The following is a 22,505-nucleotide window of genomic DNA, read 5'->3' as shown; positions in this document are numbered from 1 at the left end:
TCCGCTGGCCCAACGCACGCCTCATTCATACCACTCGTGGACTTTCAGAAATTGCTTAACCAATGGCAGACCAAAGGTGTACATTCTCGGTAAACGCTTTCCCACATCGATACGAGTGAACGCAACGAAGGGAACACCCGTGACCCGCACCTCCAGCCAAGCCGGCGCAGCAGCAGCCGGTTCCGCATCCACGCCTCGCCTCAAGCGCGCCCTCGGCACACCGGCCCTCCTGTTGTTCGGGCTCGCGTACATGCTGCCGCTCGCCGTCTTCACGACGTACGGCCTCGTCACGGACACGACGGGCGGCCACCTCGCTGGCGCATACCTCGTGACGACGATCGCCATGCTCTTCACCGCGTACAGCTACGCCAACATGGTGCGTGCGTACCCTGTCGCCGGGTCGGCGTACACGTACACGCAGCGGTCGTTCGGTCGCCACCTCGGCTTCCTCACCGGCTGGACGCTCCTGCTCGACTACCTCGCCCTCCCGCTGCTCAACTACCTGGTGATCGGCATCTACCTCAATGCGGCGTTCCCCGTCGTGCCCGCGTGGGCCTTCGTCGTGGCGTCGGTGGTGCTCGTGACCGTGCTGAACGTGATCGGGATCAACCTGGTCTCCGGAGCGAACCTCGCCCTGGTGGGCGTGCAGATCGTCTTCATCGTGGTGTTCGTCGTCACCGGCATCGCCTACCTCACCGGCGCAGCGCAGGTCCCCGACCTCCTCTCGCCGTTCTTCTCCGCAGACACCCCGCTCTCCTCCATCGCGGCAGGCTCGGCCATCCTCGCCCTCGCCTTCCTCGGCTTCGACGCGGTGTCCACCCTGTCCGAGGAGGCCAAGGACGCCAGGAAGTCCATCCCGAGGGCGATCCTGCTGTGCACGCTCGCCGGCGGCCTGCTCTTCATCGTCACCGCATACGTGGCCGGGCTGGTCTTCCCCGACTACAAGAACTTCACCGACCTCGACTCCGCACCACTGGATGTGATGACCCGCATCGGAGGAACGGCGCTGTTCACCTTCTTCACGGCGGCATACATCGCCGGCAGCTTCGCCTCGGCGATGACGTCCCAGGCGAGCGTGGCCCGCATCCTGTACGCGATGGGACGCGACGGCCAGCTCCCCCGCCGCGTGTTCGGGGTGGTGCATGCCCGCTTCAAGACGCCGTGGCTCGCGGTGATCGTCGTCGGCGTCGTCGGGCTCGGCGGAGCACTGTTCCTCCCGCTCGACATCGCCGCGTCCGTGATCTCGTTCGGCGCGCTCGTCGCGTTCAGCTTCGTGAACCTCGCGGTGATCAAGCACTACGTCATCGACCGCAAGGAGCGCGGCACGCGAGCTGTGCTCGCATACATCGTCGCCCCGGCGATCGGCTTCGTGCTCACGGTCTGGCTGTGGACCAGCCTCTCGACCACGACCTTCATCGCCGGCGGCATCTGGGTGCTGGTGGGCGTGCTGATCCTCGCGATCATCACCGGCGGATTCCGCCGCAAGCCGCCGGTGATGGACTTCTCCGAAGAGGACCCGGCGCCGCTGCTCGATGAATCGGCGCCCGCAGCAGCCCCCGCTCCGGCCCCGTAGTCAGCGCTGCGCGCAGACGGCCAGCAGGAACCACGCCGAGTGCGGGATCCACTGCTCGGCCCAGCGCCACTCGTTGCCGTCCGATGCGTCGGCGGGGAGGAACGCGATGTCGTCCTCGTCCGTCCAGCCGCCGGTGATCCCGTTGACGATGCCGCCAGGACTGTTCTGGTAGACGCCGGAGTATTCGACGGTGTTGCGGCCTCGCCCCTGGATCATGCACGAGTCGAACGGGTTCAGGCCGCCGACCCACGATGTGAGGTCGGCGGCCAGGCGGCGCAGCCGCTCACGGGTGGCGTCGTCGCACTCGGGGACGATGGATGCTCGGCTCGCCGCATACGCGACGGACGAGATCCCGGCGTTCTCACCCTGCCACCAGTAGCCGGTCTCGTTCTCGTGCGGGAAGAAGAAGGCGTCCCGAGGTTCCCCGCCCACCGGCTGGACCCGCTGCCGCAGGTAGCCGAACGGGTTGGGGACCGCATCCACTCGGGCGATGGTGCCGCGGATGAGGTCGATGGCGGTGGCGCGGGCGGCGGCTGCGGTCGCGTCCGTGGCCGTTGTCGTGGCGGCGGCGCCTGCTCGCTGTTCGATCACGTCGGCGTAGCGGAGGAGGGCGACCACCGGCAGGCCGGACTCCGCCGCGTGGAAGTACGGGCGCCCATCCACATCGCCCACCAGGTAGGCAGCGCCGCTTCCGTCGCGGCGCACGCGGGCGGTCAACGCGTCGGCGCGACGGGCGGCCGCGTCCAGGAACGCGCCGGCGTCCGCGCCGCGCGCCGCGGCGGCGTCCGCCAGCTCGGCCGCGGCGAGCAGGGCGCAGTAGTCGTCGAGCGCCGACTCCTGGCCGTCGAACAGGTACTCCGCGTTGTGCGCCTCGAGGTGCTCGAAGCCGCGCACGGCCGAGGCGAAATAGGTGTCGGCGTCGACGTCGCCTGACGCATCCTGGGTCGACGCCAGCGCGAGCGCGGCGATGGCGAGCCCTCCGCCGTGGCGGTACGCCGCCTGCCACCGCTGGGTACGGACGCTATCTTGCAGGGGCGCGTTGATCACACGCTCGTCGAGGTCCTTGGTGAGCGCGTCGAAGATGCCGGTGTAGAAATAGCCATCGTCGGACTGGAACCGCACGAGGAAGTCGGCCCCGAACAGGCCCTCGTCGCGGAGGCGCGGGTACTGGCTGGTCTCAAAGGCCTGGTGCGCCTCGCGCAACTCCCGCCCAGCGGTCAGCAGCGCCCACGCGCACAGCGGGATCTGCTGCGGGCTCATCATGCGCGTGTACGTCAGGTGGCTGAGGAACTTGCTGTAGTCGCCGGACGCATCCAGCCAGCCGCCGCGCGCGTCGACGGTGCGGCCGGAGTCGTCGCCGTAGAAGCGCGCCGCTGCGTCTTTGCGGTCGATCTCGCCGCTCGACCGCTGCGACCGGAAGTACGCGGTGACGTCGGAGACCACCAGCGACGGGATGCGGTGCTCGGCCACCACGAACGGCGCACTGCGCACCTCGACGCCGTCGACCGTCGCGACGGCGCGGTAGCTGCCCTGCTGCGTGAGCTCGGAGAAGTCGAACCTGGCGTATGCGGCGGATCGCCAGCCGGGGACCTGCTCCGGCGTGGATGCGGTGGGGAACGCATCCACTGTGGCCCGCTCGTCGCCCTGAGCGGAGACGATGCGCAGCCGCTCGACCACGGCACCGGCAGGGGCCGCCACGATCGCGGCCTTCGGCGCGGCGCTGTCGTAGCCGAGATGGTTCACGAGCACGACTGGGCTCGATCCGACCGCTTCCATGACGCCTCCCGGCCGCTAGACACGCGCTGTACCACGCAGTACCAATAACGTACCATCGAGCATGGAAGCTGCCGCACGGCTCGTGCAAAACATGCGGTCGCGACCGCGTCGAGCGCATGTTCGGCACGAGCCGACCCGCGCCGGTCGGCACGAGTCGTGCGCGCCGTGCGCGCCGCGCGTGCCGGTCAGGCGCGGAAGTAGTACCCCGCCGCGAGGTCGTCGAGGAGGCCGGGATGCGTCGGCGTCCAGCCGAGCAGCTCCTGCGTGATCGCGCTCGACGCCGGGACGTCGACGCCGAAGAAGCGGGCAAGCCAGCCGAAGTGCTCCGGTGCGTCCTCCGGCGAGACGGAGACCACGGGCAGGTCCAGCCCCGCTCCGATGGCCGCGGCGATGTCGCGGGCCGGCACGCCCTCCTCTCCGACCGCGTGCACCACGCTGCCCGCCGGGGCGCCGTCGAGCGCGAGACGCACCAGGTGCGCGGCGTCGAGGCGGTGCACCGCCGGCCAGCGGTTCGCTCCGTCGCCGATGTAGCCGGCGACGCCCGTGCGCCGGGCGATGTCGACGAGCGCGGCCGTGAAGCCGTGATCGCCGTCGCCGTGCACGGTCGGGGCGAAACGCAGGCTCACCGGGCGGACGCCGCGCTCTGCATAGCTCAGCGCGAGCGGCTCTGCACCCCCGCGCGGCGCATCCGGACCGTCGTACGGCGACACGTCGCGTTCCGTCGCCAGGCGGCCCGGCGCGAGCAGGGCGACGCCGGAGGCGAACAGGAACGGCCGATCGGAGCCTTCGAGCTCGCCCGCGAGCGTCTCGATGGCGGCGCGCTCCGTGCGGCCGGCGCCCTGGTAGTCGGAGAAATCGTGGTTGAACGCGAGGTGGACGACCGCGTCGGCCTCGGCGGCGCCGGAACGCAGACTGTCGAGGTCGTCGAGTCCGCCGCGGCGCACATCGGCCCCCGCGGCCTCGATGGCGGCGGCCGACGCGTCCGAGCGGGCGAGGCCGACGACGTGGTGGCCGGCGTCGAGGAGTTCGGGGACGACAGCGGAGCCGATCCAACCGGATGCTCCTGTGACGAAAACGCGCATGAGATGCCTTCTTCCGGTCCTGCGATCAGCGCAGGACCATTGATGTCAGTGCCTGTCATCACACGATAGCACTTCATGTCAGCGACTGTCATCAGTAGACTCGACTCCGTGGCACGATGGGAACCGGATGCGCGCGGGCGCCTCGCCGTCGCCGCGCTCGAGCTGTACGCGGAGCGCGGCTACGACCGGACGACGGTCGCGGACATCGCCGAACGCGCCGGGGTGACGGAGCGCACGTTCTTCCGCCAGTTCGCCGACAAGCGCGAGGCGCTGTTCGACGGGTCGAACGCGCTTCAGAACGCTGTCGTGCAGAACATCGCTGACGCGAGCGACGGTTCGCCCGTCGACATCGCGGCGGAGGCCATCGCGCGCGCAGCGACGATGCTGGACGAGCGCCGCCCGTACGCGCAGCTGCGCGCACAGGTCATCGCCGCCAACGCCAGCCTGCAGGAGCGCGAGCTGCTCAAGATGGCGACGCTCGGCACCGCGGCAGCCGACGCGCTGCGGGCGCGCGGCGTCGCCGACCCGGCCGCAACGCTCGCCGCGGAGACGGCCGTCACCGTTTTCAAGGTCGGCTTCGAGCACTGGATCGCCGCCGACCTCGCCACTCCCGGCATCGCCGACAGCGTCCGCGCCGCCCTCGCCTCCCTGAAATCCCTCACCGCTTGAGCCCGAGAGGGCGATCAGGCCTCGACGGGCGCGAACTCCTGCACGAACTCCAGGGCGATGTCTGCGACCTCGCGCCAGCCGCTGTCGATCGTGAGCGAGTGACCACGGTTGGGGACCGTCGCCAGGCGCGTGACGCCCTCGTTGCGCGACTGGATCTTGTAGCTCGCATCCACGATCGCCGTCGGCACGGTGTTGTCGCCCTCGCCCGAGATCAGCAGGAGCGGGCCGCGCTCGGGGTTCTTCGAGTCGACCTTCGTCTCCGCGAACGGGTTGAAGTTGGCCGTCGCCGCCTGGAACAGCGGCACCCCGGAGGTGGGCACGTGATAGGTCTCGTAGAGTTCGTGCGCCTCGGCCTCGTCCACGTGGTTCGCCCAGCCGTAGCGGAACTGCTCGAAGGTGAGCGACACCGCCTTGCCGATGTTGGTCGGGTTGGTGAGCACGGGCGCAGCGGACTTCAGCGATGACGCCGGGAGCTGCAGCACCCCCTGGAACGGCGCGTTGTCGATGGACACCGTCACTGCTGCGACACCTTCGCCCGCGATCTTCTGAGCGATCAGACCGCCGAACGAGTGGCCGATCACCGCTGGCTCGTGCTCGAGGGCGTCGATCGCCTCGAGGTAGTGCTCTGTGACCTGTTTGACCATCTTCTTGGCGAAGACCTCAGGGTCGCGCCGCGCCTCCTCGACGCTGTCCGGGTCGTCCGGCCAGCCGGGTGCGATCGTCGAGTACCCCTGGGCCTCGAACAGCGCCCTCCACTTGTCCCAACTGCTCGACAGCAGCCACAGCCCGTGGACGAACACCACCGGCCGCTTCCCGCTCTCGTTCGCTTTCGCGACTTCGTCCTGTTCCCATTGCGTCAAAGTGCTCATCAAACACCCCTGCTCTCGGGTCGGCGCCCGGCGGCGCGGACTGGTCTGAGCGTAGCGACCGACGCACCGTCACGGGAAGAGCGGAGGCGACTACTTCTTCTTCCGTTTCTCCTGCTGCAATGTGGACTTCGCCCCGTGCTCGACCAGCACGGCGATGTAGTCCCTGAGACGCGCGTTCTTGAAGGAGTCGTAGTTCTCCTCGACCAGCTTCTCGATGTGCTTGCCTGACGCATCCGGGTACTTCTTCTTGAGCCGGGTGATCACGTCGTCGATCGCTGCGCGTTCGGTCTTCTTCTCGGGCATGTTCGAAGCGTGGCGTGAGCAGGTGACCAAAAGCTGTGAATCCCGTGGCACACTGGGCGCGTGCGCACCGGCGACCTGCTCCTCCGACGCGGCGCCGCCGTCGACGGCCGCGCCATGCTGCGCACCCTGGTGGCAGAGCTGGCGGCCGTCGCGCCCGAGGACGTGCGGATCGTGGCGCGCTGCCCCGATTGCGGCGGGGAGCACGGCCGCCCCGTCGTGATGGCTCCGGATGCAGCGACGGAGGTCCGCGTCTCGCTCGCGCACAGCGGTGACATCACCGTGGCGGCTGCGCTGGTGGGCGGCTCGGTGGGGGTGGATGCGGAACAGCGCACGCCAGGGGAGAGCACGGCGATGACGGACGCCGGCGACTCCGCGCCCGCCCCGCACACCGCAGACGAGCTGCGCCAGTGGACCCGCATCGAGGCCGTGCTGAAGGCAGACGGCCGCGGCCTGCGTGTCGACCCTGCCACCGTCGTGTTCGAACAGACCGACGACCTGCTCCTCGCCGCCGTGCCTGGCGATCCGCGCCGCTACCTGGTGCGGGATGCGCACCTCGGCGACGACCTGTTCGTCACCGTCGCGCTCGAACGGTGACGCCGGTCGCCGGGAGGGCAGGGAGCGCGACGCCGTCCAGCCAGGCGTCGAAGAACGCATCCAGGTCGGCCCCTGTCGCCTCGGCGGCGAAGGCGCGGAAGTCGTCCGTCGTCACCGTGGCGTACCGGTAGCGCTCCGTCCAGCCGCGCAGCAGTGCGAAGAACCGTTCGTCGCCGACCGTGAGGCGCAGCGCGTGGAGCGTCAGCGCTCCGCGCTTGTACACGCGGTCGTCGAACATGCCGGCCGCTCCTGGGTCGCTGAGCACAATGTTCTGCGGAAGCCGGAGCAGCCCGGCGTGGAACCGGCGGGCCAGGGTGTCTGCGTGCTCCCTGCCCGCCCGCTCCGACCACAGCCACTCCGCATAGCAGGCGAACCCCTCGTTGAGCCAGATGTGCTTCCACGCCGCCAGCCCGACGCTGTTGCCGAACCACTGGTGCGCGAGCTCGTGCGCGATGAGTCGCTCCGAGCCTCCCGCTCCGTCCGCATGGTTGGCGCCGAAGATCGCCGCGGCCTGCGCTTCCAGCGGGATCTCGAGGTCGTCGGCGGTGACCACCACCGTGTACGCGTCGAATGGGTACGGCCCGAACGCGTCGGAGAAGTAGGACAGCATCTCCGGCAGCGGCGCGAAGTCCGCCGCGACGCGCTGCTCCAGCTCGGCCGGGTACGCGAAGCCGACCGTCGCGGCGGCCGTCTCTCGCTCGACCAGCTGATACCGCCCCACCTGCACCGTGGCGAGGTAGGTGGCCGTGGGAACGTCGCAGGCGTACGTCCAGGTCGCGCGGCCGGACGACACCGTGCGCTCGACCAGCTCGCCCGTCGCGACGACGGCGTACGTCTGCTCCGCCGACACCCGGATGCGGTACCGCGCCCTGTCGGACGGGTGGTCGTTGCAGGGGAACCAAGTCGGCGCTCCCGACGGCTGGGCGGCCACGATCACGCCGTCCGTCAGCTCCTCCCAGCCGACGAGGCCCCACGGGCTGCGCCGCGGCGCGGGAGTTCCGGCGTACTCGACGTCCACCGTGAACGTCTGCCCGGCCGCGATCGGCCGCTCCGGGGTGACGACCAGCTTCGACGCCGCCTGCCTGAACCTGGTGCGACGGCCGCCGTCGACGGTGACCTTGCCCGCCTTCAGGCGCACTAGGTCGAGGCTGAACGATGTCAGCTCCTGGCTCGCCGTCGCGGTGATGACGGCGCGTGCATCCAGCCGGTTGGTCGCCACGCGGTATCGCAGGTCGAGATCGTAGAGGTCGACGCCGTATCCGCCGTTGCCGGAGTGCGGCAGGTAGTCGTCGCCGACGCCGCGCGAGCCCGCTGTCGCGGACGTCATGACACGGTGGCGTGGTAGTCGGCGACCTTGACCTCGCGCCACGGGCCGATCGGGTTGCCGCTCCAGCGGCTGCGATCCGGCACGAGCTCCCCGCGCATCACGAGCGACGCGGGCCCGACCGTCGCGTGCGCTCCGATCCTGGCCGCTGGGAGGATGACGCTGTGCGGCCCGAGGGTGCCGCCGGTCTCCAAGGTCACCGTGTCCATGCTCATGATTCGATCATGGAACAGGTGCGTTTGCACCACGCAGCCCCGATTCACAGTGGATGCGTCGCCCAGCCGCACCAGGTCGGCCTCCGGCAGCCAGTAGCTCTCGCACCACACCCCGCGCCCGATCCGCGCGCCGAGGCTGCGCAGCCACCAGACCAGCGCGGGCGTGCCGGACGCCGCCTGCGCGAACCACGGTGCAGCGACCATCTCGACGAACGCATCCGACACCTCGCTGCGCCACACGAACGACGACCACAGGGGATGCTCGGCCACCCGGATGCGCTGCACGAGCATCCACTTGGCGGCCGTGCTGACCGCGGCGGCCACGGCTCCGAACGCCAGCATCACGACACCGCTCAGCAGCACGGCCGCCCACACGCCCCACGCTTCGGCGAGCGCTGTCAGCGTGAACAGAACGCCGAGCCCGATGGCGCAGGTGACGAACACGGGGACGATGCGGCACAGCTCCCACAGCGTGCGCGCGACGCGCAGCCACGGAGACGGGCTGTACGTGCGGTTCACGTCGCCGCTCGCGGCGGTGCGCCGCAGCCGCACCGGCGGGGAGCCGAGCCAGGACGACCCTGGCTTGGACTTGCGCGGCGCCGCGGACAGCACGGCCACCAGGCCGTCCTTCGGCACGCGGTGGCCCGCGGCGGCCATGCCGGAGTTGCCGAGGAACGCTCGCGCCCCGATGTCCGAGCGGGCGACCCTCACCCGGCCGCCGCCCAGCTCGTACGACGCGACCAGGGTGTCATCGGCGAGGAACGCGCCGTCTCTCACCCGCGTCATCGCCGGGATCAGCAGCACCGTGGATGCTTCGACGTCCCGCCCGATCTCGGCCCCGAGCATCCGGAGCCAGACGGGCGTGAACAGCGAGGCATAGAGCGGGAACAGCAGCGTGCGGGCGAGGTCGAGCACGCGCTCAGTGGCCCAGACCGCCCAGCCGACCGCGCTGCGGACGGGGTGGACGCCCTCCTTCAGCACCAGGCCGAGCAGCCGCACGATCGCCAGGATGAGTCCGGCGAGCACCACGCCAGCCACCAGCGCAGAAGGCACGAGGGCGGCAGCGGCGCGCAGCGCGGCCTCCCCGATGGATGCAGACCCCGCCATCCCGAACGCCACAATCACGCCTCCTACCGCGAACGCCACGATCGGCAGCAGAGCGACCACCACGCCGCCGACCGCGTATGCGACCAGCCAGCGCTTGCGAAGCGGGGGGCGCTCCGCCTCCCACCACGGCTCGCTCGCTCCGACGCGCACCGCGGGCGAACCAGCCCAGCGTTCACCGGAGCGCACGCGGCCGAAGACCGACGAACCAGGGTCGATCTGCGCGTTCTTGCCGATGCGCGTGCCGGGCAGCAGCGTGCTCCGCGCACCGACCGTGCTGTTCGCTCCGATCCGCACCGCGCCGATGCGCAGCAGGTCGCCGTCGATCCAGTAGCCGGAGAGGTCCACCTCCGGTTCGATCGCCGCACCCTCGCCGATGCGGAGCATCCCGGTGACGGGAGGGAGGGCGTGCAGGTCGACGTTCGGGCCGATGCGTGCGCCGAGCGCGCGGGCGTAGTACGAGATCCAGGGCGCTCCGGCTAGGCTGACCGCTCCCACCTGGTGCGCGACCTGCTCGGCCAGCCACAGTCGAAGGTGCACGCCGCCGCCGCGCGGGTAGTCTCCAGCGCGCACACCGGTGAGCAGCAGCCTGGCGCAGACCACCGAGATGGCCATGCGGCCGAACGGGGTCGCGAAGACGAGCAGCCCGACGATGAGGAACCAGAGCGGCGTCGCCGGGAGGAACCCGAACCCGTCGAAGCCGCGCAGGATGGCGGCCGCGGTGAGCGCGTAGAGCAGCCAGCGCACGCCGCTGAGCACGAACAGCGGGACGCCGAGCACGGTCTGCAGCCACTGCATCCTGGCCGGGGTGGGCGGGACAGCATGGGTGGATGCGGTCGCCTCGTGCGCTCCGGAGGCGCGGGAAGCGAGCTCCGCGGCCATCGCGCCGAGCCGGGGATGCGCGTAGATGTCCGCGACCGTGAACTCCGGGTCGCGCTGCCGGATGCGCGTGACCAGCTGGGCGGCCGCGAGCGAGCCACCGCCCAGGTCGAAGAAGTTGTCGTCCTCGCCGGAGACCGGGAGGCCGAGGACGGCCTGCCAGTCGACGGCGAGCGCGACCACGGCGGGATCGGCGGCGGAGCCGGCGGAGTCGCCTGATGCGCCGGGGGAACCGGGTGCGCCGCCCGAGCCGCGCGCACCGCCGGCGCCATCGGCCGCCCCGAGGTTCGACGGCAGCGGCCACGGCAGGGCGGCCTTGTCCACCTTGCCAGAGGTGCGCGTCGGCAGCTCGCCGAGCAACGCGAGCAGCGGCACCAGGGCGGCGGGCAGCTCCTCGCGCAACCGTGCGATCGCCGCGGCCCTGTCGAACGCCGTGGGATCGACGGCAGAGAGGTAGCCGACCAGGACCTGATTGCCCGCCTCGGTCGTCCGCACGGCGACGGCAGCAGCGGAGACGCCTGGCAGCTGCTGCAGGGCCGATTCGATCTCGCCCAGCTCGATCCGCCTGCCGCCGACCTTCACCTGGTCGTCGGCGCGACCCTGGAACAGCAGCCCTGCCCTGTCGAATCGGACGAGATCGCCGCTGCGGTACGCCCGCTCCCAGCCGAGCGTCGGGAACGGCGCGTACTTCTCCGCGTCCTTCGCGGGGTCGAGATAGCGGGCGAGGCCGACGCCGCCGATGATGAGTTCGCCGACCTCCCCGTCGCCGACCGGCTGCCCGTCCGCATCCACCACGGCCAGATCCCAGCCGTCCAGGGGCAGGCCGATCCGCACCGGCTCCCCCGGACGCAGCAGCGATCCGCACGCGACGACGGTGGCCTCTGTCGGCCCGTAGGTGTTCCACACCTCGCGCCCGTCGACCGCGAGCCTGTCCACGAGTTCCGGCGGGCACGCCTCCCCGCCGAAGATCAGCAGCCGCACGTTCTCCAGGGACTCGGCCGGCCAGAGGGCGGCGAGCGTCGGGACGGTCGAGACGATCGTGATGCCGCGCGTCGTCAGCCACGGCCCCAGGTCCATGCCGCTGCGCACCAGCGACCGCGGCGCCGGCACCAGGCAGGCGCCATGCCGCCAGGCCAGCCACATCTCCTCGCAGGAGGCGTCGAACGCGACGGACAGTCCGGCGAGCACCCGGTCGCCAGGGCCGATCGGCTCGTCCTGCAGGAACAGCCCGGCCTCCGCATCCACGAAGGCGGCGGCGGACCGGTGGCTGACGGCGACGCCCTTCGGCGTCCCCGTGGAGCCGGAGGTGAAGATGATCCAGGCGTCGTCGGCGGGCGTCGGGGCGGAGATGATGGGGGTGGTGGCGGTGCTGGGATGCGCGGGGGCTCCCTCGAAGAGGTGGGCAGGTGCGTCCGCGTCGTCGTCCGTCTGCGCGTCGGCTACGTCGTTGGCGTCGTTCGGGTCGGCGGGGACGTATTCCGCGTCTCCGGTGATGATGCCGCGCACGGCCGCCTCGCCGAAGACCAGCTCGGCGCGCTCCTCCGGATCGTCCGCATCCACGGGGACGTACGCCGCTCCCGCCGCGATCACGGCCAGGATCGAGATGTAGAGCTCGCGCGTCCCCGACGCCAGCCGGATGCCCACCCGGTCGCCGCGACGCACTCCGGCCAGGGTCAGCCGGGCGGCCACCCGCACCACAGCCGCCATCAGCTCGCGATAGCTGAGTGCTCCGCGCCCGTCCTCCAGCGCTGACGCATCCGGATGCGCGGCCGCTGTCGCGCGCAGGACATCCAGCAGCGTGCGGGGCTCGGCAGCGAACGCGCCACGCGCCAGGATGCCCGTGCGAGCTTCGGTCACGTGTCACTCCATCCGGAAAGGTGAGGAGACCAGAAACTAGCCGCCCGGAGTAGCCGGGAGGTGAACGACGATCAGCTCACCCCCGACAGCGCCTCCACCAGGCGGACCTTCGTCATCGAGGAGTACCCCACGATGCTGCGGCTGCGCGCCCGTCGTCTCAGCTCGACGACGGTCAGTTCGGAGAGCACCTCGGCCGCCGGGACGGGCGTGACGGTGGTGGATGCGGGAGCCGGCGCGGTGGTGCGCTTGGCGGCGGGCTTCCGTGCGGCGGGCTGCTTTGCGACGGGCTGCTTTACGGGAGCGCTCGCGGGGGCGGCGGCCTTGCGAGCGGCCTTCGCGGGGGCGGCCTTCGCGGGGGCGGCCTTCGACACGGGCTTGCTCGCCGACACGGGCTTGCTCGCCGACACGGGCTTGCTCACCGCACCGGGCTTGCTCACCGCGGGCGCCTTCACAGCGGCCTTCTTGCTGGACGGCGTCTTCGCCGCGGCCTTTTTGCCAGCGGGCTCTTTCGCCGTCGCCTTCTTGCCCGTGCCCTTCTGCGCCGGTTTTCCTGCGGACTTCCGCAGGCGCTCGAACTCGTTCGCGAGCTCGTCGACCTTCTTGCGGGCCTTCTTGTCGACCTTCTTGGCCGCGCGTTTCGCGTCGGCGAGCGCCTCCTCTGCTTTCTTGAGAGCGTCGGTCGCGGTCTTCTGGAGCTTGGACTGTTTCGGCATTGCGGGCCTCCTTGGCGGATTTCCTGCTCGGCAGGGTCAGTTTTGCACAGCGGCCGCGCGATTCGGAGATGAAATGTCGCCCACTCTTTGCCTGCGCGTCACACTCGGCGCGTAGCGTGCGGCCAACGGACCAGGAGGTGGACCATGACGTACACAGAGGCATTCGACATCGTCGACGCCGGAGAAGGACGCTGGGACATCCAGCTCCGCGAGACCCTGCTCGTCGCCGGTCAGGTGTGGCGCACCGCCGCCGGCTTCCTGCTCTGGGATTGGGCGGACCGCCAGCTCGGTACCTTCCCCAGCCTCGCCGACGCGCTCCGCACCCTCTGGGCGACGCAGTCCCGCGAGCGCCTCGTCTGACCCGCTGACCTGCGCAGCGCGGAACGTCCGTCAACGCGCTCTCCGCCCAGGGTTCATCCGTCGTTCACCCTGACCGGTGCGGATCGGCGTACTCAGGAGCGTGGGTGCAGTCGCGCCCACCTCCGCCCCGAGAGGACCGACATCATGGACATGCTCCTGACCGTCATCGTCGTCATCGTCGTCGCGCTGATCTTCGACTTCACGAACGGCTTCCACGACACAGCGAACGCGATGGCCACATCCGTCGCCACCGGTGCGCTGAGACCGAGGGTCGCCGTCCTCATCTCGGCGGTCCTCAACCTGGTGGGCGCGTTCCTCTCCACCGAGGTCGCCCAGACCATCTCCAGCGGCATCATCAACGAGGGCAGCTCCGGCGTGGACATCACGCCGACGATGATCTTCGCCGGCCTGGTCGGCGCCGTGCTCTGGAACCTCGCCACCTGGTATCTGGGGCTCCCGTCGAGTTCGACGCACGCACTCCTCGGCGGCCTCATCGGTGCCGCGATCATCGGGTCGGGATTCGACGCCGTCAACTTCAGCGCCGTCCTGACCAAGGTGGTGGTGCCGGCGTTTCTGTCGCCGGTCGTCGCCGGGGCGGTCGCGCTCGTCGCCACCGTCTGCGCCTACCGGATCACCCAGAACGCCCGCACCCGCGGCGCGGAGGCCGGATTCCGGCACGGTCAGACCATCTCGGCGTCGCTCGTGTCGCTCGCCCACGGCACGAACGACGCGCAGAAGACGATGGGGGTCATCACGCTCACCCTCATCGCTGCCGGGTACCAGGGCGCGGACACTCCCCCGCAGTTCTGGGTGATCGCATCATGCGGGCTCGCGATCGCCCTCGGCACCTACCTCGGCGGCTGGCGCATCATGCGCACCGTCGGCAAGCGCATCACCGACGTGAAGGCGCCTCAGGGCTTCGCGGCGGAGACCAGCTCGGCAGCGACCATCCTCGTGTCATCGCACCTCGGGTTCGCCCTGTCGACGACCCAGGTGACCTCCGGTGCCGTCGTCGGGAGTGGCCTCGGAAAGAAGCTCGCCTCGGTGCACTGGGGGGTGGTTGGACGGATCGCAACCGCCTGGGTCGTCACGCTTCCCGCCGCCGCGCTGGTCGGCGGCCTGGCCGCCTGGGCGGCATCGACCAGCATCGTCGGCCTCATCGCGGTCGCCGTCGTGGCGACGGCCTGCGGGGCCGGTCTCTTCGTGCTCGCACGTCGGCACCCGGTCACCAGGGAGAACGTGAACGAGGAACCGGCGACGGATCAGGACGACGACCGACGCACCGTGTCGACCACGGTCGCGTCGAAGGAGGGATGACCATGTTCACGCTTGCACGCACCGCCGCCTCCCCGGGGCCGGCCAGTTCCTCGGGGTCGACTGGGGCTCGTTCGTCGTCGTCTTCCTCGTCGCACTCGTGGCCACGACGGTCATCGTGGTCTTCTACTCGGTCGGTCTGCGCCTGCTCGCGGTCGGCTCACCGGCGGACGGGTCGGACGAGCGCGGGCGACGGGATGCCCCACCGCTCTCCTCGGCGTCCGTCGCGCGCCCGAGACCGGCCGTCGCCACGGTCGGTGCTGTGCTGTGCTTCGCGGTCGGTGTCGCGGCCGTGCTCTACGGCCTGTGGCTGATCGTGCCCCAGTTCCACTGACCGGGAGCGCTCGGCGCGGGTCGGCTCGGTCGGCAGCGGTCACTCGCGGGCCGGGACGCCGGCCACCAGCTCAGCGAACACGTCGGCGGCGTCGGCGAACCGGGCGAGACTCGCGGCCTGCCCGAGCCACAGCGATTGCAGCTCCCCGATGCCGCGGCTGCCTGCTTCGGCACGGAAGCGCCCTGTCAGCCAGTTCTGCACGGGGAACGGCGCGATCCTCCCCGCGTCTTCGATCTGCCGGACGGCCCTGTTGAGCGCACCCCGCGCCAGCCGGCCGCTCATCGCCCGCGTCAGCACGGTGCGATCGGCGGGAGTCTCGCCGATGGCTCTACGGTGCGCGTCCGTCGCCGCCGACTGACGCGTCCCCAGGAAGGCCGTGCCCACCTGCACCCCGCTCGCCCCCAGTGCGAAGGCCGCCGCGACTCCCCGCCTGTCCGCGATGCCGCCGGCCGCGATCACCGGCACGTCCACCGCATCCACCACCTGCGGGATCAGCGCGAACGACCCGACCAGCGACTCCTCCGCCTGGCGCAGGAACGACACTCGGTGGCCTGCCGCCTCCATCCCGGTCGCCACGACAGCATCCACCCCGCCCTCGGCGAGGGCGACGGCCTCATCGACGGTGGTCGCGGTGCCGACTACGGCGATCCCGCGCTGGTGCGCGGCCTCGACCACCTCCGCGGGCGGCACGCCGAACACGAAACTGAGGGCGGCAGGGGATGCGGCGAGCGCCGCCTCCACCTGCTCGTCGAACGACGGTAGGTAACGGTCAGGGCGGGCCGGCACAGCAAGGCCGAGCTCGTCGAAGATCGGGCGGAGGGCATCCACTGCCTGGTCGAAGGCGGCGTCCGCAGCGTCTGCCGCCTCGCCGGGCTCCTCGAGGGGCAGCCACAGATTCAGCGCGAACGGCCGCGCGGTCTTCGCCCGGAGTTCGGCCGCCGTCTGCTGGATGCGCGCGGCGTCGTACCCGTAGAGGCCATAGCCGCCGAGGCCGCCGAGCTCGCTCACCGTCGCCGTCAGCTCCACCGAGGAGAGTCCGCCGAACGGCCCGAGGAACACCGGGACGTCGATCCCGAGCATCCCGCTGAGCGACCCGCGCTCCCCGCTCGTCGGTCCTGCGTTCATCGACGCTCCTCCCGCTTTCGACTCGTACCTCCATCATCGTCCACCGTGCCGTGGATGCGAGACGCACGGCCGTGTCCACACGCTTCTCCCCAACTCGCGCGCCCCGCACAAACGAGATGCCAGTAGCTGCACCACGAATCACGGTATGGCAGCAGTTACTGGTATCTCGTCAGGGCACGGGAAGGACAGCGCGGCACGGCCTGAGTCGGCGGTCGCGTCAGCGCGCTGTCCAGCCCCCGTCCACGAGCAGCGTCTGCCCCGAGATCAGCGACGCCCCCTCCGATGCGAGGAACACCACAGCGTCCGCGACCTCTCGCGGCTCGCCGATGCGGTGCAGGGCGGCGATCCGGTCGATCACGTCCGCCTCGAACGCGGGGTCGGCCAGCATCTCCTCGGTGCCGTCGGTGCGCACGAAGGTCGGGGCGACGCAGTTCACACGCACGCCGTGCACACCCCACTCCACTGCGAAACTCTTGGTGAGCTGAGACACGGCCGCCTTGCTCAGGCAGTAGACCGCCTCCCCCGGCAGCGCCACGGCGCCGGCCTGCGAGCCGATGTTCACGATCGAGCCTCCGCCGTTCGCGATCAGGTGCGCGCCGACATACTGGCTGAGGAAGAACGTCGACTTGACGTTGAGGTCGATCAGCGCGTCGAACACGTCGACCGTGTACGCCTCGATCGGACGATCCGGCACGCCGCCTCCCGCGTTGTTGACCAGGATGTCGAGCCCGCCGAACTCCTCGATGGCCCTGTCGACGGCCGCATAGCTCTGCGCGAGATCGGTCACATCCATCCGCACGGGAAGCGCCCGCCTGCCGAAGCCTTCGATCTCGGCCACCAGCTCGCCCACCGCATTCTCGTCGCGCACCCCCAGCGCCACATCCGCCCCGGCCTGCGCGCAGGCGACCGCGATCGCCCGCCCGAGCCCCCGCGCGGCACCCGTCACCAGGACCCGACGGCCCTCCAGCACTGTGTTCATTGTGTTTCCTCCGACCAGACCGCGATTGCCGTCCTCGAAAGTCAACCACCTCGGCGGGCGGGCGGTGGCGGCCTCACGCGATCACCCGGATCGCGTGCCACCCATCACACCCCCAGCACCACCAGCCGCTGCGTCGCCCGCGTCATCGCCACGTACCGGTCCACCGCGCCCTCGATCCCGTCGCCGAACCGCTCGGGGTCGAGCAGTACCACGAGGTCGAACTCGAGGCCCTTCGACAGTTCCGGCGTCAGGTACCGGATGCGCGGCGACGGTGTGAACAGTCCGGCGCCGTCCCTGGGCGCTGCCGCCGCCCCGATCACGCACGCGATGCCCTCGCCTTCCTCGTGCTCGGCGAGCCACGCATCCAGGATCGGCTGCAGGTCGACCACCTGACCGTAGGTCACCGGAACACCGCTGCTTCGGATGGAGGTGGGTACGTTCGCGTCGGGCAGCACGGCGCGGATGACAGGCTCCGCTTCCGTCATCACCTCTTCCGGGGTGCGGTAGTTGATCGTGAGGGAAGCGAGTTCGGCGTGCGGCAGGCCGATCCTGTCGAGGCGTTCCTGCCAGGTCTCGGTGAAGCCGTGCCTGGCCTGCGCGCGGTCGCCGACGATCGTGAGGCTGCGGGACGGGCAGCGGCGCAGCAGCATGTGCCACTCCGCGTCGGACAGCTCCTGCGCCTCGTCCACGATGACGTGCGCGAACGGACCGGCCAGCAGGTCGGGGTCCGCACTGGGCAGAGCGGCCTCGTCGATGAGGCTGTTCTGCGCGTCCGGTCTGCGCAGCATCGACATCACAAGCATTTCGGAGTCGTCGGAGGCGATGAGGTCGTCGATGACTTTCGCCAGCTGCTCCTTCTCCGCCGCGATGGTCGCCGCCCGCCTCCTGGCACGCCGGGACGCCTCAGGGTCGCCGATGCGCTGGCGGGCGGCATCGAGGAACGGGAGGTCGGAGAGCGTCCAGGCCCGCGCATCCACCCGGTGCAGCAGCGCGGCCTGCTCCTGGGTCAGCCACGGCGCGCACACCCGGAGGTAGGCGGGCACCGACCACAGGTCGCCGACCACGCCCACCGGGTCGAGCACCGGCCACGCCTTCGCGAACGTCCTGGTCAGCTCCTCGTTCTGCAGCAGCGCCCTGCGCACCTGGTGCGGGGGCACCTCCTCGTCGTCGAACCCGTCGGTGAGGATGTCGAGCAGCGCCTCCCACACCTGGTCGCGCGCCTCGTTGTGCGGCGTGCCTGGGTCGGCAGCGTCGAACGCCTCCGCCCACTCGGCCGGGCTCAGCAGGAGGTCGGCCCACGGCGTCTCCACCGTCAGACCAGTGGATGGGGGCGTCTCGTGGTACCGGACCGCCGCCTCCACCGCATCCACCAGCGCGCCGGACGACTTGAGCGCCGCCACCCGCGGATCGCTCTCCGCCACGGCCGCGGCGCCCTCCACCACCAGGTCGCGGATGGTGCAGCTCTGCACGCTCTCCTCGCCGAGGCTCGGGAGGACGTCGTCGACGTAGGCGAGGTAGCCCTGGCTCGGTCCGACGAACAGCACGCCGTCGTCGCCGCGGGAGATGCGCGGGTCGGCGTACAGCAGGTAGGCCGCCCTGTGCAGGGCGACGACGGTCTTGCCCGTGCCAGGTCCGCCGTCGACAACCAGGGCGCCACGCGAGCCTGCCCGGATGATCGCATCCTGATCGGACTGGATGGTGCTGAGCACGTCGCGCATCCTCGGCGACCTGCTGCTGCCGAGGCTGGCGATGAACGCCGACTGGTCGTCGAGCGCCGCGTCGTTCTGCAGACCGTCCTCGGTGAAGACCTCGTCCCAGTAGTCGCTGACCCTGCCGCGGGTCCACCGGTAGCGACGACGACTGGCGAGGCCCTGCGGATGCGCGTGCGTCGCCGCGAAGAACGGCTCGGCCGCCGGGGCGCGCCAGTCGATGAGCAGCCTGCGCCCATCCCTGTCCGACAGGCTCAGGCGCCCGATGTACACCGGCTCCGACCCGTCGTCCTGGACGATCCTGCCGAGGCAGAGGTCGAGGGTGAAGCGGCGCAGTGCCCGCAGCCGCGCGGTGAGCCTGTGGATCTCGATGTCGCGATCGAGGGCGGCCTGCCCATCGCCGACCGGGGCGAGTCGCTCGTCCGTCAGGCGGCGTTCCAGTTCGGCGATCTGCTCGGCGAGGCTCACGGCGATGGCGGCGAACTGCTCGTCGTCGCGGGCGATCAGGTGGGCGTCGCGCTTGGCTGCGAGACGCTCCGGAAGGGCGAAGGCAGAGGAGAGGAGAGTCACGATGGACGATTCTCCGCCCGACCAGGGGGCTTGTGGCAAGCCCCCTGGTGTGCTATATATTAGAAGTGGCGGAGGGAGTTTTCCCTCCGTTTCGTTCGTTAACGGGCGGCTTGCTGCCCCGCGGATTGCTGCGCCGCGAACTGCCTGGCGTAGAAGCGCTCTGTCTCCTCCACCTCGTACCAGGGCACCTCGTGGTGGCCGCCCTGCGTCGTGTGCAGCGACTTGTCCGCCGAGCCGAACGCATCGAACAGCGCGAGGCCGGATGCGCGGTCGATCTCCGCATCGCCCCACGGCAGGATGAAGTGCAGCGGGATGGTGACCCGCTTCGCCGCCTCCGTGAGAGCCGGATAGACGAGGACACCGCCGAAGACGGCTGCGGTGATCCTGGGGTCGACGGACGCCAGTGCGATGCCGATCGCGGAGGCGAGCGTCAGCCCGCCGAACCCGACCGGCCCGTGCGCGCCGATCTCGGGGAGCGTCTGCAGGGCATCCAATGCTGCCTGCCACTCGGGCACGGCGCGCTCGACGAGCGAGGCGTTGAACTCGGCGACGATGGGCGCGATGGAGTCGCCGTCCGCGCGCGCCCGGAACATCGCGGCGACCCAGCGCTCGTCTTCCGGCGAGCGCGTCCTGTCGCCGTGACCCGGCGCGTCGAGACTCGCGACACGGAAGCCGTAGGTCTCGACCAGGTGGACGGCGCGCGCCACGAGGCCGTCCGCCTTCTTGTGCAGGCCGCCGCCGTGCCCCATCAGCACGAGGGGCGCCGGGGCGGACGTGGATGTGCCTGCTATGGATGCGTCGGCCGGGGTCCAGAGGACGCCGGGGACGGGACCATCACCGGACGCCGCATCCAGTGCGAAGGTGCGCTCCACGACGGAGCCGGACGTTGGGGCGAGGGTTTCAGAGCTGAATTTCATGGGCGTTGCCTTTCGGGAGCCGTGTTCGGTGCTCCCGGCGACGCCTGCGTCGGCCGCCCTACCGTGAAATGGAGGGGGAGCACCACATGGAAACTGCGTTCATGGGTCTCACCTCCTCAGTGCGTGTCACGGACTCAGGGACCATAGCAGGCACCGCAGGCCCATGTCGAGCATCCGGGTCGAGCATCCGGGTCGGGCATCCGGGTCGGTATCCCGCGCATCCACGTTGCCCCCGAGCGTCACAGGCTGCTGACGCCCTCGCCCACGAGGATGGCGCCGATGATGAGCAGCACCCCGGCGATCAGCACCGAGTTGTTGCGGACCAGCCAGCCGCGCGCGCTGTCGAGCGGCCCGCGGACCCGCTGCTCCGCGACGAGGAACGCCACGATCACGACGAGGAGCGCCAGGCAGGCGACGAGCGCGTAAAGCACGGCGATCAGGATCGTGGGGCCCACGGCGAGGTCGGCGCTCGCGATGGTGAGCCCTGCACCGAAACCGAACGCGAGCTCTTTGACATTCGCCGCCGACAGCAGCAGGCCGAGCCGGGCGGCGGAGGGGATGGTGGAGTTCTCGATCGAGGCCATCCAGCCGGGCATGTCCACATCGTCACCGCGCTTCGGGCGTTTCAGCACCTTGACGACTGCCCAGACCATCAGCGCAAGCCCGACCAGGATGCGCAGCACGGCGAGCGGCAACGAGGAGTCGTCGAACTCCGGAAGGAACTCTGCCGCGAACGCGACGACGCCGGCGACCACCGCCACCACCAGGAAGCGGCTGACCAGGAACGCGACAGACGCAGCGCGCGCGTGCGGGGAGCGGAACAGCAGGAGCACGACGATCAGCGGGAGCGGACTGGTCGCGACAGCGACGGCATACGGGATGAGGTCGCCGAGCACCTGGGTCATGGTCACGATCATGGCAGGAGCGGGCGGAAGCATCCACCGGGGATGCCGACCGCGCGATGGCGCCTGCGATCACGTGCGCTCGTCAGGCGCTCTCGTCGCCGAACCGCTCCGCGGCGTCGCGCCCCGCACGGGTCGCCCGCTGGAGGAAGTCGCCGATCAGCTCGAGCTGTTCTGTGTCGTAGCCGGCGCAGAGGTCGTCCATCCTGGCGTTCATGCCCGCATAGAGCCGGAACATGTCTCTGCTGCGGTCGGGAAGTGCGCGCAGCAGCACAGAGCGGCGGTCGGCCGGATCACGGTCGCGGGCGATCCAGCCACCCTTCTCGAGGCGGTCGAGGATGCCGGTGAGGGTCGCGGGGTGCAGCCCGGCCAGCCGGGCCAGGGCGCTCGGGCTGAGGGGGCCGTCGTTCGAGATGAGGTCGAGGCAGTCGAGGTCGGTGTCGCGCAGTTCGGCGGCGACGCCCACTTGGTGGTTGAGCGTCGAGAGCTGCACCCTGAGGTCTCTGAGGGACTGCTTCACTGCTGCGGCCGCGCGGCGCTGGAGTCGCCGATCGGGCACCGAGGATGGTCCTGAAGTCATATGGTATCGTTTCCGTATTATATGGTTTTCTAACCCAAGAGTAGCGGAGTCCGTATGCGTATCGTCGTTTTCGGGGCCAACGGCCCGACCGGTCGCCTTCTCGTCGAGCAGGCTCTGGCGGAGGGGCACACCGTGACCGCTGTCACCCGCGACCCGGCGCGATTCCCGCTGGAGCATCCGGCTCTCACCGTTGCAGAGGCCGACGTGCACGATGCCGCCGCGGTCGCCTCCGTGATCGCGGGCGCCGACGCGGTCCTGTCCGCCCTCGGCGTCCCATACGGCCGGCAGCCGATCACCGTGTACTCCGACGGCGCGACCAACATCCTCGCCGGGATGCGCGCCACGGGCGTCCGGCGCTTCGCCTGCGTGAGCTCCAGCGCCCTCGACCCCGCAGCAGGGCCGCACGGCGGCTTCTTCTTCGAGCGGGTGCTGCAGCCGGTGATCGTCAACGTGTTCGGCAAGCAGCTCTACGCCGACATGCGCCGGATGGAGGCCATCGTCTCGGCGAGCGAGGTCGACTGGACCATCGTGCGCCCGTCCGGACTGTTCGATGCGCCGGGCGTGAGCGAGTACGACTACGCAGAGCGCTACACGCCAGGGGCGTTCACCTCCCGCGCCGATCTGGCGAACGTGCTGCTCCGGCAGGCGACAGAGGACGATTACGCCAGGAAGATCGTCGCAGTTTCGACCTCGGCAGGGGCACCGACCGTGCGCGAACTCATCGTCAAGGAGGCTCTGGGGAAGAAGTGACGCGGCC

The 22,505-nt window shown here is 70.5% G+C and carries 20 protein-coding genes; 7 read left to right on the top strand and 13 right to left on the bottom strand.

Annotation, left to right across the window (positions count from 1 at the left end; translation table 11 throughout):
- Positions 1-139 precede the first annotated feature (139 nt).
- Entirely contained in the window at positions 140-1,573 is a 1,434-nt protein-coding gene (locus ASE16_RS16780; protein ID WP_055897725.1) for an APC family permease, read from the top strand.
- On the opposite strand, the gene ASE16_RS16775 is transcribed toward ASE16_RS16780, so the two are convergent.
- Positions 1,574-3,349 (bottom strand): cellulase N-terminal Ig-like domain-containing protein, encoded by a 1,776-nt coding sequence (locus ASE16_RS16775; RefSeq protein WP_055897722.1) that lies wholly within the window; start codon positions 3,347-3,349, stop codon positions 1,574-1,576. It abuts the gene before it with no gap.
- Between the two features lie 185 nt (positions 3,350-3,534).
- Positions 3,535-4,431: an SDR family oxidoreductase gene (locus tag ASE16_RS16770; RefSeq protein WP_055897719.1), complete on the bottom strand. Its 897-nt coding sequence runs from the start codon at positions 4,429-4,431 to the stop codon at positions 3,535-3,537.
- 108 nt (positions 4,432-4,539) lie between these two features.
- Between ASE16_RS16770 and ASE16_RS16765 the strand changes: the two genes are divergently transcribed.
- Complete coding sequence (locus ASE16_RS16765; RefSeq protein ID WP_055898933.1) at positions 4,540-5,100, top strand: TetR/AcrR family transcriptional regulator; 561 nt, start codon at positions 4,540-4,542, stop codon at positions 5,098-5,100.
- A 14-nt stretch (positions 5,101-5,114) separates the two neighbouring features.
- Here the strand turns inward: ASE16_RS16765 and ASE16_RS16760 are convergent, their stop codons facing one another.
- Positions 5,115-5,969, bottom strand: coding sequence for an alpha/beta hydrolase (locus ASE16_RS16760; RefSeq protein WP_055897716.1), 855 nt, complete (start codon positions 5,967-5,969; stop codon positions 5,115-5,117).
- A 90-nt stretch (positions 5,970-6,059) separates the two neighbouring features.
- Complete coding sequence (locus ASE16_RS16755) at positions 6,060-6,272, bottom strand: three-helix bundle dimerization domain-containing protein (protein ID WP_055897713.1); 213 nt, start codon at positions 6,270-6,272, stop codon at positions 6,060-6,062.
- A gap of 60 nt (positions 6,273-6,332) precedes the next feature.
- Here ASE16_RS16755 and ASE16_RS16750 point away from each other — a divergent pair, with 60 nt between their 5' ends.
- A complete protein-coding gene (locus tag ASE16_RS16750; RefSeq protein ID WP_055897710.1) occupies positions 6,333-6,866 on the top strand; it encodes a 4'-phosphopantetheinyl transferase family protein in 534 nt (177 codons plus the stop codon).
- Here ASE16_RS16750 and ASE16_RS16745 read toward each other — a convergent pair.
- From ASE16_RS16745 to ASE16_RS16735, 3 genes are all read right to left on the bottom strand, one after another.
- Positions 6,844-8,193, bottom strand: a complete 1,350-nt coding sequence (locus ASE16_RS16745; protein WP_055897708.1) for a M1 family metallopeptidase — start codon at positions 8,191-8,193, stop codon at positions 6,844-6,846. The genes ASE16_RS16750 and ASE16_RS16745 overlap by 23 nt on opposite strands.
- Positions 8,190-12,245 carry a Pls/PosA family non-ribosomal peptide synthetase gene (locus ASE16_RS16740; protein WP_055897705.1) on the bottom strand — a complete coding sequence of 1,352 codons (4,056 nt, stop codon included), beginning with the start codon at positions 12,243-12,245 and terminating at the stop codon, positions 8,190-8,192. The genes ASE16_RS16745 and ASE16_RS16740 overlap by 4 nt, the downstream gene beginning before the upstream one ends.
- Positions 12,246-12,316: 71 nt before the next feature.
- Positions 12,317-12,958, bottom strand: a complete 642-nt coding sequence (locus ASE16_RS16735) for a hypothetical protein (protein ID WP_055897703.1) — start codon at positions 12,956-12,958, stop codon at positions 12,317-12,319.
- 144 nt (positions 12,959-13,102) lie between these two features.
- Between ASE16_RS16735 and ASE16_RS16730 the strand changes: the two genes are divergently transcribed.
- The 3 genes from ASE16_RS16730 (at position 13,103) to ASE16_RS16720 (ending at position 14,966) form a co-directional block, all read left to right on the top strand.
- Entirely contained in the window at positions 13,103-13,318 is a 216-nt protein-coding gene (locus tag ASE16_RS16730; RefSeq protein WP_055897700.1) for a hypothetical protein, read from the top strand.
- A gap of 144 nt (positions 13,319-13,462) precedes the next feature.
- Positions 13,463-14,635 (top strand): inorganic phosphate transporter, encoded by a 1,173-nt coding sequence (locus tag ASE16_RS16725; RefSeq protein ID WP_055897697.1) that lies wholly within the window; start codon positions 13,463-13,465, stop codon positions 14,633-14,635.
- Positions 14,636-14,732: 97 nt separating this feature from the next.
- A complete protein-coding gene (locus ASE16_RS16720; RefSeq protein WP_235500550.1) occupies positions 14,733-14,966 on the top strand; it encodes a hypothetical protein in 234 nt (77 codons plus the stop codon).
- A 39-nt stretch (positions 14,967-15,005) separates the two neighbouring features.
- Here ASE16_RS16720 and ASE16_RS16715 read toward each other — a convergent pair whose 3' ends face one another.
- The 6 genes from ASE16_RS16715 to ASE16_RS16690 all read right to left on the bottom strand — a co-directional run bounded on the left by ASE16_RS16715 (position 15,006) and on the right by ASE16_RS16690 (position 21,748).
- A complete protein-coding gene (locus ASE16_RS16715) occupies positions 15,006-16,091 on the bottom strand; it encodes an NAD(P)H-dependent flavin oxidoreductase (protein ID WP_082581533.1) in 1,086 nt (361 codons plus the stop codon).
- 217 nt (positions 16,092-16,308) lie between these two features.
- Positions 16,309-17,070, bottom strand: a complete 762-nt coding sequence (locus ASE16_RS16710) for an SDR family NAD(P)-dependent oxidoreductase (RefSeq protein WP_055897694.1) — start codon at positions 17,068-17,070, stop codon at positions 16,309-16,311.
- Positions 17,071-17,174: 104 nt separating this feature from the next.
- The gene (gene helR, locus ASE16_RS16705; RefSeq protein ID WP_055898925.1) at positions 17,175-19,352 is read right to left on the bottom strand and encodes an RNA polymerase recycling motor ATPase HelR; all 2,178 of its coding nucleotides are present in this window, start codon (positions 19,350-19,352) and stop codon (positions 17,175-17,177) included.
- Positions 19,353-19,447: 95 nt separating this feature from the next.
- Positions 19,448-20,266, bottom strand: a complete 819-nt coding sequence (locus ASE16_RS16700) for a dienelactone hydrolase family protein (RefSeq protein ID WP_055897691.1) — start codon at positions 20,264-20,266, stop codon at positions 19,448-19,450.
- A gap of 239 nt (positions 20,267-20,505) precedes the next feature.
- Positions 20,506-21,171, bottom strand: coding sequence for a GAP family protein (locus ASE16_RS16695; protein WP_235500549.1), 666 nt, complete (start codon positions 21,169-21,171; stop codon positions 20,506-20,508).
- Positions 21,172-21,253: 82 nt separating this feature from the next.
- Positions 21,254-21,748, bottom strand: coding sequence for a MarR family transcriptional regulator (locus ASE16_RS16690; protein ID WP_055897685.1), 495 nt, complete (start codon positions 21,746-21,748; stop codon positions 21,254-21,256).
- A 54-nt stretch (positions 21,749-21,802) separates the two neighbouring features.
- On the opposite strand from ASE16_RS16690, the gene ASE16_RS16685 reads away from it, so the two are divergent.
- Complete coding sequence (locus tag ASE16_RS16685) at positions 21,803-22,498, top strand: NAD(P)-dependent oxidoreductase (protein WP_055897681.1); 696 nt, start codon at positions 21,803-21,805, stop codon at positions 22,496-22,498.
- The last annotated feature ends 7 nt before the right edge of the window (positions 22,499-22,505 follow it).

This window comes from Leifsonia sp. Root227, assembly GCF_001428745.1.
GTDB lineage: Bacteria > Actinomycetota > Actinomycetes > Actinomycetales > Microbacteriaceae > Leifsonia.
The sequence above is the reverse complement of the archived record's forward strand: the minus strand, read 5'-3'. Positions and strand labels throughout refer to the sequence as shown.